The organism is Dactylosporangium sp. NPDC049525, assembly GCF_040676755.1.
Classification (GTDB): Bacteria; Actinomycetota; Actinomycetes; order Mycobacteriales; family Micromonosporaceae; genus Dactylosporangium.
This window is the reverse complement of record NZ_JBFAPO010000052.1, coordinates 71,850-83,728: the sequence shown is the minus strand read 5'-3', so window position 1 is coordinate 83,728 and position 11,879 is coordinate 71,850. Positions and strand designations below refer to the sequence as shown.

At 71.4% G+C, this 11,879-nt stretch carries 10 protein-coding genes; 7 read left to right on the top strand and 3 right to left on the bottom strand.

Annotated features, from left to right (window positions below; translation table 11 throughout):
• The first annotated feature begins 309 nt into the window (after nucleotides 1-309).
• The 3 genes from AB0K00_RS44700 (at nucleotide 310) to AB0K00_RS44690 (ending at nucleotide 3,133) form a co-directional block, all read left to right on the top strand.
• Nucleotides 310-558, top strand: a complete 249-nt coding sequence (locus tag AB0K00_RS44700) for a hypothetical protein (protein ID WP_363534773.1) — start codon at nucleotides 310-312, stop codon at nucleotides 556-558.
• A 104-nt stretch (nucleotides 559-662) separates the two neighbouring features.
• Complete coding sequence (locus tag AB0K00_RS44695) at nucleotides 663-2,048, top strand: condensation domain-containing protein (protein WP_363534770.1); 1,386 nt, start codon at nucleotides 663-665, stop codon at nucleotides 2,046-2,048.
• Between the two features lie 5 nt (nucleotides 2,049-2,053).
• On the top strand, nucleotides 2,054-3,133 hold the full coding sequence (locus AB0K00_RS44690) for a carbohydrate kinase family protein (protein WP_363534767.1): 1,080 nt from the start codon (nucleotides 2,054-2,056) through the stop codon (nucleotides 3,131-3,133).
• On the opposite strand, the gene AB0K00_RS44685 is transcribed toward AB0K00_RS44690, so the two are convergent.
• Nucleotides 3,114-3,929 carry a hypothetical protein gene (locus AB0K00_RS44685; RefSeq protein ID WP_363534764.1) on the bottom strand — a complete coding sequence of 272 codons (816 nt, stop codon included), beginning with the start codon at nucleotides 3,927-3,929 and terminating at the stop codon, nucleotides 3,114-3,116. The two genes, AB0K00_RS44690 and AB0K00_RS44685, sit on opposite strands and share 20 nt — an antisense overlap.
• Nucleotides 3,930-4,168: 239 nt before the next feature.
• On the opposite strand from AB0K00_RS44685, the gene AB0K00_RS44680 reads away from it, so the two are divergent.
• Genes AB0K00_RS44680 through AB0K00_RS44670 form a run of 3 tightly spaced genes read left to right on the top strand, consistent with a single transcriptional unit; the run spans nucleotide 4,169 to nucleotide 7,283 of the window.
• Entirely contained in the window at nucleotides 4,169-5,473 is a 1,305-nt protein-coding gene (locus tag AB0K00_RS44680; RefSeq protein WP_363534761.1) for an extracellular solute-binding protein, read from the top strand.
• A complete protein-coding gene (locus AB0K00_RS44675) occupies nucleotides 5,470-6,426 on the top strand; it encodes a sugar ABC transporter permease (protein ID WP_363534758.1) in 957 nt (318 codons plus the stop codon). Before AB0K00_RS44680 ends, AB0K00_RS44675 begins: the two co-directional genes overlap by 4 nt.
• The gene (locus tag AB0K00_RS44670) at nucleotides 6,423-7,283 is read left to right on the top strand and encodes a carbohydrate ABC transporter permease (RefSeq protein WP_363534755.1); all 861 of its coding nucleotides are present in this window, start codon (nucleotides 6,423-6,425) and stop codon (nucleotides 7,281-7,283) included. The genes AB0K00_RS44675 and AB0K00_RS44670 overlap by 4 nt, the downstream gene beginning before the upstream one ends.
• Nucleotides 7,284-7,398: 115 nt before the next feature.
• Here AB0K00_RS44670 and AB0K00_RS44665 read toward each other — a convergent pair whose 3' ends face one another.
• A complete protein-coding gene (locus AB0K00_RS44665) occupies nucleotides 7,399-9,642 on the bottom strand; it encodes an MMPL family transporter (RefSeq protein WP_363534753.1) in 2,244 nt (747 codons plus the stop codon).
• Nucleotides 9,643-9,783: 141 nt separating this feature from the next.
• Between AB0K00_RS44665 and AB0K00_RS44660 the strand changes: the two genes are divergently transcribed.
• Nucleotides 9,784-10,512 carry a TetR/AcrR family transcriptional regulator gene (locus AB0K00_RS44660; RefSeq protein WP_363534750.1) on the top strand — a complete coding sequence of 243 codons (729 nt, stop codon included), beginning with the start codon at nucleotides 9,784-9,786 and terminating at the stop codon, nucleotides 10,510-10,512.
• A 34-nt stretch (nucleotides 10,513-10,546) separates the two neighbouring features.
• On the opposite strand, the gene AB0K00_RS44655 is transcribed toward AB0K00_RS44660, so the two are convergent.
• Nucleotides 10,547-11,869 (bottom strand): M48 family metallopeptidase, encoded by a 1,323-nt coding sequence (locus AB0K00_RS44655; protein ID WP_363534747.1) that lies wholly within the window; start codon nucleotides 11,867-11,869, stop codon nucleotides 10,547-10,549.
• Nucleotides 11,870-11,879 lie beyond the last annotated feature (10 nt).

The window sequence follows — 11,879 nt, the reverse complement described above, 5'->3', positions numbered from 1 at the left end:
GTCGCGGGCGCCCTCGCCACCCGCGCCGTCGGCGCCCGCACCGCCCTGCCGACCGCCGCCGACCTCACCTCCGGGTGACGGCACCACCAGCTGACGGCTCCCACCGGCTGACGGCTTCCACCGCGCACCGCGCGGGAGCCCGCACCACGCGGGAGCCCGCACCACGCCGGGTGATTCACGGCGGGTGACGGCGTCCACGGCACCGGGTGACGATCTTCTCCGCCCCTGGTAACGGCCGGGTGATGGCCTTCCCCGCGCCGGATGGGCGCCGGGTGACGCGACGGGCCGGCGGCTGGCAGACTTGCCGCCATGTTGCGACGAATGCGGTGGGTTGTCGTGCCGGCGGTGGCACTCGTGGTGTTGACGGCGCTGCCCTCGGCGGCCTATGCGGTGCCGGCGGGCGGCTCGGGCGGCTCCTCCTTCATGTCCGACCTGACCCTGCGCGACCTGACCATGATCGTGGCCGGCATCGGCGTGTTCGGCGCGCTCCTGATCGTCATCGGCATCCTGGGCCTGCGCCGTTCCCGCGCCGCCCGCCGCGCCTCCATCGCCCCCTGACCGGACCGCCCGGCACGGGGGCGCGCCGGACCGCCGTACGGCCCATTGACTTCTTCAAATGCACGTCCACAATTTCCCTGGGCGGTCATGAGAAGGGAATAGCGATGGGCAGTAGCACAAGTCGCATCCTCGTGCCGTTTCACGGAGAGGGCTCCGGGGTCGCCGACCTGACCTGGGCGCAGCTCGGGATCTGGCAGACCATGCGCCGCACCGGGCTCAGCATGAACATCGGTGGCACGGTGCCGATGCCGGCGGGCACGTCGGTGCGGGACATGGAGACGTTGCTGCGTTACCTGGTGAGCCGCCATCAGGCGCTGCGCACCAGGCTGCGGTTCGAGCCCGACGGCAGCACCCGGCAGGTCGTGTCCGAGTCTGGCGAGCTGACGCTCGAGGTCGTCGACACCGACGAGGATCCCGCCGCCGCCGCCGAGGAGCTGCGCCTGCGATACGAGGCGCCGTTCGCCTACGAGACCGAGTGGCCGGTCCGGATGGGTGTGGTACGCCACGGCGGGGCGGTGACGCACGTCGTCGTGCTGTACTGCCACGTCGCCGTCGACGGGTTCGGCATCGACGCGATCGTGCGGGACATGGCCGAGATGGACCCCGTGACGGGGACGACGGCCGCGCCGGTGCCGGGTCTGACCCCGCTCGAACTGGCGGCGAAGCAGAACACCCCGTCCGGGCGGCGGCAGAGCGACAAGTCGCTGCGGCACTGGGAGCAGCTGCTGCGCACGATCCCGGCGGAGCGCTTCGGCGGGTCCGGCGATCCGCGCGAGCCGCGGTACTGGGAGATCACGCACCGCTCGCCGGCCATGCACCTGGCCATGCAGCTGATCGCGCAGCGCACCGGCGCCGGGGTCGGCTATGTGGTCCTCGCCGCCTACGCCGTTGCCCTGGCCAGGCTGACCGGCCGCAGCCCGAGCGTGGCACAGCTGGTGGTGAGCAACCGGTTCCGGCCGGGCTGCGCCGACTCGGTCAGCCAGCTGGCCCAGCTGAGCCTCTGCGCCGTCGACGTGGTCGACGCGACCTTCGACGAGGTGGTCGGGCGGGCCTGGACGGCGGCGACGAACGCCTACATGCATGGGCACTACGACCCGGTCGCGCTGACCGCGACGCTGGAGCGGGTGCGGGCCGACCGCGGCGACGTCGACTTCGACGTCATCGTGAACGACCGGCGGACCCGGGACGGCGCGCCGCCGCAGGCCGGGGAGGTGGCGACGCCGCAGCGGCTGGCCGACGCGCTGCCGCGCTCGACGAGCTGGTGGAACCGGAAGGTCGACGTGCTGGACGCCGCGCTCAACATCAGCGTCGACGCCGCGCCCGACGCCGTGGACGTGTCGATCTGCGCCGACACGCACCGGTTCGCCCCGGCCGACATCTGGACCCTCGCGGTGGAGATGGAACGGGTCGCGGTCGAGGCGGCCTTCGACCCCGCCGCACCCACCCGCGTCCGTGGAGCGGCCGCGACACCGGTCGCGGCGGGCAGCTGACCGGGGTGGGATTCAGGTTCGACGTCGTCGGGGTCGGGGCGCTCAACCTCGACTCGATCGCCCCGGTCACGCCCGCCGCGCGGACCCTGCTGCGTGGCTCCGTCGACTGGGGCGCCGAGTGCCGGGTCGGCGCGGCGACGGTCGACGCGGCGATGCGGACGGTCCGCGCGGCCGCGGTACGGGTCGCCGTCGGCGGTTCCGCGTACAACACGATCGCCGCCCTCGCGCACACCGGCGCCGGGCTGCGGCTCGGCTACGTCGGCGTGGCCGGCCGCCTGCCGGTGCCGGGCGCCCCGGTCGCGGAGCGGCTGCACCGGCTCGGCGTCGACACCGAGCACCTGCGCGACGCACCCGGCGAGCTCAGCGGCGTCTGCCTGTCGCTGGTCGAGGACGGCGAGCGCACGCTGCTGGTCCATCCGGGTGCGAACGACCGCATGGCCGAGCACCTGGAGTCCCGCTTCGAGGAGGTCGTGGGGTACCTGTCGGCGGCGAGGATCGTGCACGTGACGTCGTTCCTGGACGCGCGGACCCCGGCGGTGCTCGCCGACGTCCTCGCCGCGGTCCGCGACCGCAGCCCGGAGACGGTGCTGTCGTTCGACCCCGGGCACGTGTGGGCGGGGAGCCGCTCCGTGCCGGTCACGGCGCTGGCCACCATGGCCGACCATGTGCTGCTCAACGAACGGGAGCTGCAGGCCCTCGGCACGACCGGCGACGACACGTGGGCCGCGGACCGCATCCTGCGGGTCGGCCGGCCGGGCCGGGTCGTGCACGTCAAACGCCCGTCGGGGGTCACCACGTTCACCCGCTCCGGTCCGCTGCTGCGTGCCCGGTTCCACCCGCAGCAGATCCTCACCACGGACCTGGTCCTGGACGCGACCGGCGCGGGCGACGTCTACGCCGCCGGTGTCCTGGCAGGTGCCCTCACCGACGGCGGCGCCCACCTGTACGACGGTGTCCGCCTCGGCATGGCCCTGGCCCGGCACAAGCTGCGGCACCTCGCCGACGGCGGCCACCCCGACTTCCCGGCCGTCGTCAGCGCGTGGCACCGCGAGGTGACGGCCGGGGCTACGCGGGATCCGTCCTGATCATCCGCACCAGGGCCCGGATCCCGGTCAGCAGCTCCTGGTGGTCGCTGATGCCGTCGAGGGTCCCCTCGATCCGGCGCGCCATCTGCTCGATGCGGCCCTTCAGCGCCTCGTCGCGGTCGCGGGCCGCGGCCCGGTCGACCGCCTGCGCGTCCTCCAGCCGGGTCAGGTCGGTCGTCGCCTGCCGGCGCAGTCGCTCGAGGTCCTCGGCGGCGGCCGTGCGCGCGTCGTCGAGCTCCCGCTGGACCTTCTCCACGGCGTCGGTCAGCGACTGCACGGTCGCGTGCAGGGTCACGACGTCGTCGCGGGGGTGGGTGCTCTCCCGCCGCAGCGAGGTGAGCCGGTCCCGCAGGTGGCCGAACCAGGCGGCGGCGGGCCGGACCATCGTGGACAGCAGGTAGAAACCGGCCAGGTAGTACCCGAACAGCTCACCGGACACGTAGGCGAACCCGGCGGTGACGGCGGCGGTGCCGACGTGCCCGCCGATCGCGAAGCGCAGCATCCACCGCGCGATCCGTCTCGCCTCGTCGTCCCTCGCCGCCGGCACGGTGATGCCGCGCCCGCGGGAGGCGGCGTTCTCGGCGGTGACCTGGCGCGCCTCGAAGTACAGGTTCCACGGCCAGGTGACCAGCACGATCGTCCACATCAGCGCGGCCAGGCCGGCGCCGATCGTCACCAGGGTCTGCAGAGACACGCCCGCGACCCGGCCGAGCCACGCGAACAGCAGCGCGGCCGCGGCACCCACCACGACCGTCGCCCACCATCGGACCATGCTGCCACCGCGCGAAGAATGCATGCGCACACTCTGCCGTGCCGGCAGCCGCCGGGGATGCGTGCCAGTACTCACAACGGTCTAGGTACGGCTACCCGACAGCAGGCGCAGACCTTTATCAAAGTGATCCATTTCGATCCTTGACACGACCGGCCGCGAACCGTTTTGCTGTGATTGGTTGTGAGCATCCGAGTTGGAAGTTGTTGGAAACCTCCGGCACGGTGTGCCGCGCCGGCCTCGCCCATCCCCGCCAGGAGGCGACCATGACAGACCTGCGAATGTCCCGCCGTTCCGCGCTGCAGGGCCTCGCCGGGGCGGCCGCCCTGTTCGGGGCGCCGGCATTCCTCACCGCCTGCAGCGGCGACGACGACAAGACCGGTGACGCCGGCTCGCCCACGGACCCGATCACGTTCGGCTCCAACTACTCCGACGACGCCACCAAGACCGCGTTCGCCGCGCTGACCGCCGCCGCGACGGAATCGACCAAGGTGCCGATCACCGTCAACACCACCGACCACAACACGTTTCAGAACAACATCAGCAGCTACCTGCAGGGCACGCCGGACTCCCTGGCCACCTGGTTCGCCGGGTACCGGCTGCAGTTCTTCGCCGCGCAGGGGCTGCTCACCCCGATCGACGACGTGTGGGAGAAGATCGGCGGCACGTTCAACGACGCCGCGAAGAGCCTCTCCAAGGGCATCGACGGGCACTACTACCTGGTGCCGCTGTACAACTATCCGTGGGTCGTGTTCTACAACAAGAGCGTCTTCGCCGCGAAGGGCTACCAGGTGCCGACGACCTGGGACGCGTTCGTCGCCCTGTGCCAGCGGATGAAGACCGACGGCCTGGTGCCGCTGGCGTTCGCGGAGAAGGACGGCTGGCCGGCGCTGGGCACCTTCGACATCCTGAACCTGCGCATCAACGGCTTCGAGTTCCACACGTCTCTGATGAAGCACGAGGCGCCGTGGACCGACCCGCGGGTGCTGGCGGTGTTCGACCAGTGGCGGCAGATCATGCCGTACACGCAGAACGGGGCCAACGGCAGAACCTGGCAGGACGCGGCGAAGGCCCTGGAGAACAAGCAGGCCGGCATGATGTTCCAGGGCTCCAACCAGGTCGCCGCGAACTATGCGCCCGCGAACCTCGCCGACCTCGACTTCTTCCCCTACCCGGTGATCAACCCCGCGCACGGGCAGAAGTACATGGACGCCCCGACGGACGGGTTCATGCTGCCGAAGAAGGGCAAGAACCCCGCCGCCGCGAAGGCGGTCCTGCAGTACATCGGCACCGCCGCCGCCGAGACCAAGTTCCTGGAGACCGACCACTGGGACGTCGGACTCGCCAACGGGCTCGTCGCGCCGACCTACAACGAGATCCAGAAGAAGTCGGTGGCGGAGATCGCGAAGTGCCAGAACGTGTCGCAGTTCATGGACCGCGACACCGTCCCCGACATGGCCACCGTGATGATCAAGGCGATCCAGACGTTCATCGACGCACCGACGATGGACACGGCCTCTTCCATCCTGAAGAGCGCGGAGGACCAGGCCAAGACGATCTTCACCAAGTGAAGCGGCGCCGCCGGCTCCTCACCCGCCGCGACGTCCTCGTCGCGGCGGCGATGCTCGGTATCCCCTTACTGCTCGAGGCGACCCTCATCTGGGGGCCGGCGCTCGCGTCGGTCGGGCTGTCGTTCACCAAGTGGACCGGCGTCGGCGGCGTGCAACTGCAGTCCTGCGACTCGCTGCCATCCGTCCCCGGCATCCCGCAACCCGGCTGCCTCAACGGCGTACGCAACTACGAGCAGGCGTTCACCACCTACCCCGACTTCTGGCCCGCGGTCCGGCACAACATCATCTGGCTGCTCGTCTTCGTGTGCTTCGCCACCCCACTCGGCATGCTGTTCGCCGTCGTCATCGACCGAGGGATCCGCGGCTCACGCATCTACCAGAGCATCCTGTTCCTACCCGTGATGCTGTCCCTCGCCCTCATCGGCATCATCTGGGAACTCATCTACTCCCCCAACTACGGCCTCATCAACTCCGTCCTCGGCCGCACCGCGGACAACAACCTCATCGACTGGCTCGGCGACCCTTCGCTGAACCTGTGGGCGCTGCTGGTCGAGGCAAGCTGGCGGCAGGCGGGTTACGTGATGGTGTTGTACCTCGCGGGACTCAAGGCCGTCGACCCGGCGCTGCGCGAGGCCGCCCTCGTCGACGGTGCCACCGCGTGGCAGACGTTCTGGCGGGTCGTCTTCCCCGCCATGCGCCCCATCAACATCGTCGTCATGGTCGTCACCGTCATCGAATCACTCCGTGCGTTCGACCTCGTGTACATCACCTCCGGCGGCAACCCACTCAAAGGCCTCGAACTGCTGTCGGTAGCCGTCACTCAGAACATCGTCGGCGAAACCCAACGCATCGGCTTCGGCTCCACCCTCGGCGTCATCCTGCTCGCCATCTCCCTCGTGCCGATCACGATCTTTCTCTGGCAGGCGTTCCGGCGTGAGGATGCTCCGACATGAAACCGTCCCGGCTCGGCAGCACCGCGGCACAGGCGTTCATGCTCGTCATGATCGCGCTGTGGCTCACGCCTGTGCTGTTCTCGCTGTACGTGGCGCTCCGGCCGATCGCCGACACCAACGCACACGGGTACGTGTCGCTGCCGGACCGCCTGACGCTGGAGAACTTCCGTGCCGCGTGGACCCAGTCCGACATGTGGCACTTCTTCCTCAACTCGCTGATCGTCACCGTGCCGGCGGTCCTGTTGACGCTGTTCCTCGCCGCGTCGTTCGCCTATGTGGTGTCCCGGCTGCGGTTCCGGTTCAACATCGCACTGCTGATCCTGTTCACCGCCGGCAACCTGCTCCCCCAACAGGTCATCATCACCCCACTCTTCCGCCTCTACCTCGCCATCCCACTCCCCCACTGGCTCAGCACCAGCGGCCTCATGTACAACTCCTACCTCGGCCTCATCGCCATCAACGTCGCCTTCCAACTCGGCTTCTGCGTCTTCGTCCTCAGCAACTACATGAAAACGCTACCGACAGAGCTCGACGAAGCCGCCATCGTCGACGGCGCCGGCGTCTGGACCCGCTACTGGCGACTCACCCTGCCGCTGTGCCGGCCCGCCCTCGCCGCACTCGCCACCCTCCTCACCACCTGGATCTACAACGACTTCTTCTGGGCCATCACGCTGATCTCCACCGGCGACAAGCGGCCCGTCACCTCGGCGCTGGCCAACCTGCAGGGCCAGTTCGTCGCCAACCAGAACATGATCGCCGCGGCCGCCCTGATCGCCGCCATCCCGACGCTGATCGTCTACGTGGCGCTGCAGAAGCAGTTCATCGCCGGGCTGTCCCTCGGCTCGACGAAGGGCTGACGCCCCTCAGGTCCGGGCCGTGTCGCCGACACGGCGGCCGGCCCGCCCCGCAGCCCGGTTCGCACGCGAAAAGGGTGCGGAGGCATCCCGCCTCCGCACCCTCTCCTGTGGACGGTCAGCCCGTGGTGACCAGTTCCTTGGGCTCGGCGGGCAGGTGCTCGTGGGCCTTGCCCTCGACGTGGAGTTCGGGCAGGACCCGGACCAGCCACGCCGGCATCCACCAGTTGACCCGGCCGAGGATGTGCATGACGGCCGGCACCAGCAGCAGGCGCACGACGGTCGCGTCGAGCAGGATCGCCGCGGCCATGCCGACGCCGATGACCTTCAGGACGAGGTCGGGGCTCGGGATGAAGGCGGCGAACACCGCGATCATGATGGCGGCCGCGGCGGTGATGACGCGGGCGGTGCCGGCGAGGCCGTCGGTGACGGCGCGGCCGTTGTCGGCGGTGCGCGTCCAGACCTCCCGCATCCGGCTGACCAGGAACACCTCGTAGTCCATGGACAGGCCGAACAGGACCGCGAACATCAGCACCGGCACGAAGGCCGGCAGCGGCGTCTCGGTGTCGATGCCGACCAGCCGGCCGGCCCAGCCGCCCTGCAGGACCAGCGCGACCACGCCGTACGCGGCGGCGACGGAGAGCAGGTTCATCACGGCCGCCTTGACCGCGACGGCGACGCTGCGGAAGGAGACCAGGAGCAGCAGCATGGACAGCAGCACCACGCCGCCGATGAGCAGCGGGATCCGCCGGGCGATGTTGGCGGTGCTGTCGATGGCGGTGGCGGTGACGCCGCCGATGTGGACGCTCGCGCCGGTGCCGGCGAGGGTCTGCGGCAGCATGTCGCGCAGCCGCTCGACGAGGTCCTCGGTGCGGGCGTCCTGCGGGCCGGTGCGCGGCAGGACGGTGACGACCGCGGTCGTGCCGTCCTGGTTGACCTGCGCGGGCATCGCGGCGGCCACGCCGTCGACGCCGGGCAGCGCGGCGGCGAGCTTGTCCAGCGCGGCGCGGTCGCCGGTGCCGGGCAGCTGGACGGCCAGGACGAGCGGGCCGTTGGCGCCGGGGCCGAAGCCTTCGGCGACGAGGTCGTACGCCTGGCGGGTGGTGGTCTCCGCGCGGTTGTTGCCGGCGTCGGGGAAGCCGAAGCGGACGCCCAGGAACGGTGCGGCGAGCGCGAGCAGGATCGCCACGCCCAGCAGGGCCGAGACGAAGCGGTGCCGCTGGATCATGGCGCTCCAGCGCAGCCAGCCGCGGCCGGGTTCGACGTGCCCGCCGGCGGCGACGGTGACCGGGGCGCGGCGGCCGAGCGGGAGGCGGAGCCGGTCGACGTGCTTGCCGAGGTACCCCAGCAGCGCCGGGAACAGCGTGACGCTGGCGGCCAGCACGACCACCACGCCGAGGATGGTGACGAGGGCGGCGCCGCGCATGAAGGACAGGCCCATCGCGAACAGGCCGAGCATGCTGACCACGACGGTGCTGCCGGCGACCATGACGGACCGGCCCGCGGTGTCCAGCGTGGCGACGGTCGCGGCTTCCGGGTCGAGGCCGGCGGCCCGCCACTCGCGGAACCGGGTGACCATCAGCAGCACGTAGTCGATGCCGATGCCGATGCCCATCATCGTGGCGAGGGAGGTGGACCAGTCGGGCGCGTCGACGAAGTTGATGAGCACCCCGGTCAGCGTGCTGCTGACGGCGAGCCCGGCGACGGCGACGAGGACCGGCAGGCCGGCCGCGATCACCGAGCCGAACATGAGCAGCAGGATGATGATGGCGGCGGCCAGGCCGATGCCCTCGGAGCCGATCGCGCCCTGCTCCGCCCGCTGGATGCTCTGCCCGCCGAGCGCGACGGTCAGACCGTCCCGGTCGAACTCGCCGGCGATGTCGATCAGCCGCTGGCTGTCCGGCACCGGCATGTCGTCGGGGTTGACCACGTCGAGGCGCAGGTCGGCGATCGCGGTCCGGCCGTCGGCGGAGATCCCGCCGGGCTTCTGGAACGGGTCGGCGACGCCGGCGACGTGCGCCGCGGTGGCCAGCTTGGCCAGCAGCGCCTGCACGTCGGTCTTGGCCGCGGCCACGCCGCCGTCGGCGCGGATGACCACGGAGACCGTGGCGCCGGACTGGCTGGCGAAGCTCTGCTCCAGCAGCTGCTGCGCGGCCTTGGAGTCCGAGCCCGGCGCGGAGTAGTCGGCGGCGAACTCCCCGCCGAAGGAGATCGACAGCGCGACGGCCGCGACGAGCGCCACGATCCAGGCGACCAGGGTGCGGCCGCGGCGCCGGTACGTGACCCGGGCGAGCCGCCCGAGCGGGCCGGGCTCGGGCTTCGGGAGGTCGGGTTCCTTCGAGACGGTGACGGGCTCGGTCATGGTGTCCCTGCCTTGGTTTGGGCGCAGCAGTGAATGGGCATCAGTAGCGTTACGACTATTAACAAACACGACGCCGCATCACTTGTCAAGCGGCTTCACTTCTGTAACGATGCTTAACGCAACGGTCATCTGGAGGACTTCATGAGCACGCCAGCGCGGTCGGCACCACGACGTGAGAAGGCGCGGGCGGCCACCATCGAGGAGATCAAGCTCACCGCCCTTACCCACATGCGGGAGACCGGCACGGTCGACTTCCGCTTCGCCGACATCGCCCGCGCGATGGAGATGACGCCACCGGCGCTCTACCGGTACTTCGCCGACCGCGACGAGCTGCTCAGCGCACTCATCGCCGGCGCCTACGACGACCTCGGCCGCTACGTCGCGGAGGCACGCGACGCCGTCCCGGACGACGACATCGGCCGCCGGTTCATCGCCGTCGCCCGCGCCTACCGGCAGTGGGCCCGGCAGGAGCCGCAGCAGTTCGCGCTGATCCTCGGCCTGCCCGTGGCCGGCTACACCGCACCCGTCGACGGCCCCACCACCGAGGCCGCCCAGCGGGCGATGTCACAGCTGTCGCAGCTGTTCCTCGAGGCCCTGGCGCTCGGGGTGCTCGCCCCGCCCCGGCTGCGCGACGTCCACCCGGCGATCGCCGCCTGCGCCGCCCAGAAGAACGCACACCAGGGCACCGACATCCCGGCCGAGACGTTCCAGGCGATGCTGCACACCTGGTCGACGCTGCACGGCTTCGCCGCCCTGGAGGCCTATGGCCACTTCGACTGGATCGAGGAGGCGGGCCGCGACGCCCTCTTCGACGGCCACGCCCGCCTCGCCGCCGAGACCGCCGGCATGCCCGCCCCGAAGGACGACTGAGCCCCGCGTCGTCAGCGAATCACGGTCACAGCTGTCAACGGGCCGCCGCGCGGGTGAGGTCGGATGCCAGGGTGGTGGCGGTGGCCGGGTTCAGGCCGCGGGCCGTGAGGTCGTCGAGGGGGACGGGGTTGCCGTCGCGGTCGATGAGCTGGGCCGGGCCGGTCCACGGGTGCCGCCAGGTGGCGGCGCCGGCGTCCAGAAGGGTCACCGCGATCAGGCCGCGCAGCGCCTCGGGCAGGCCGGCCTCCAGCGGCGCTTGGCCGTCGGCCAGCAGGCGCAGCACCAGGTGCGGGTCGCCGCCGGCGGGCTCCAGGAGGCGGTTCGCGGCGAGCTGGGCGGCGTTCGTCGCGGCCCGCGCGGACAGCTCCTCCCACGGCATGACCCGGAACCCCGTGTCCTGGAAGGCGCCGACCTCCAGCTGCCGGAGCACCTCTGCGCGCTCCTCGCTCACCAGGTCCGCGGCCGGCCGGATGTCGGCGGCGACGCTCGAGGCGGGTCCCGCGGTGATCGCGGCGATCCTGTCCCGCACCTCCGCCGGCAGGTCCGGCGTCGCGCGCGCCGCGGTGAACCGGGTGAACCCGTCCAACATGTCGGCGGCGACGTAGCCGCGCTCGCGGAGCGGGTCGACGTACTCGCGGTGGTACTGCTGCCACGCCACCTCGGTGAGCGCGGTGCGGCGCAGGGTCTCCGCCGCGCCGTTGCGGCCGGCGACCGCGACGAGGGTCTCGTCGGCCTCGCGGTCCAGCAGGCGGTCGATCGGGCCGGCGACAGTGGTGTACAGCTTGGCGTACCAGAGGAACACCGCCTGCACGAGAGCGTTGCGCACGGCGGCGGCGGTGCCGTTGACGATGACCTGGCCGCGGTGGGCGACGGCGACCGCGCCCTTGTGCCGGCGGGTCAACCGGCTCAGCTCGTGGCCGACCGTCGCGGCGGCCTCGGTGACGGTCAAGGCCGTGAGCAGCGGCGCTCCGATCTCCAGGGTCACCCAGCCGCCGCGCAGTCCGAGCAGCCCCGCCTCCTGCACGACCCTGACCCGTGGCGTCGCGACGAGGCGGATCTCGTTGGGCTCGCGGGTGCCGGCCCGCGCCGCGAGACCGCGCACCACGTGCCACAGCTCCGGCGCCCGGGTCTCGGTGAGCCGCACCCCGGTCGGCGACGGTGGCCGGGCCACGAACACCTGGATCGCCGCGCTGAGGATGATCAGGTCGAGCGCCACCGCCACCCAGAGGTAGCCCCGCGACGACCACGCCACCGTGGCGACGAACCCCGCCACCGGCACCGCGACCAGCACCACCACGATCATCACGTAGAACCCGACGAGCAGCGCCACGGCCACCCTTGCCCGCGCAGCGATCATCGCGACGCCC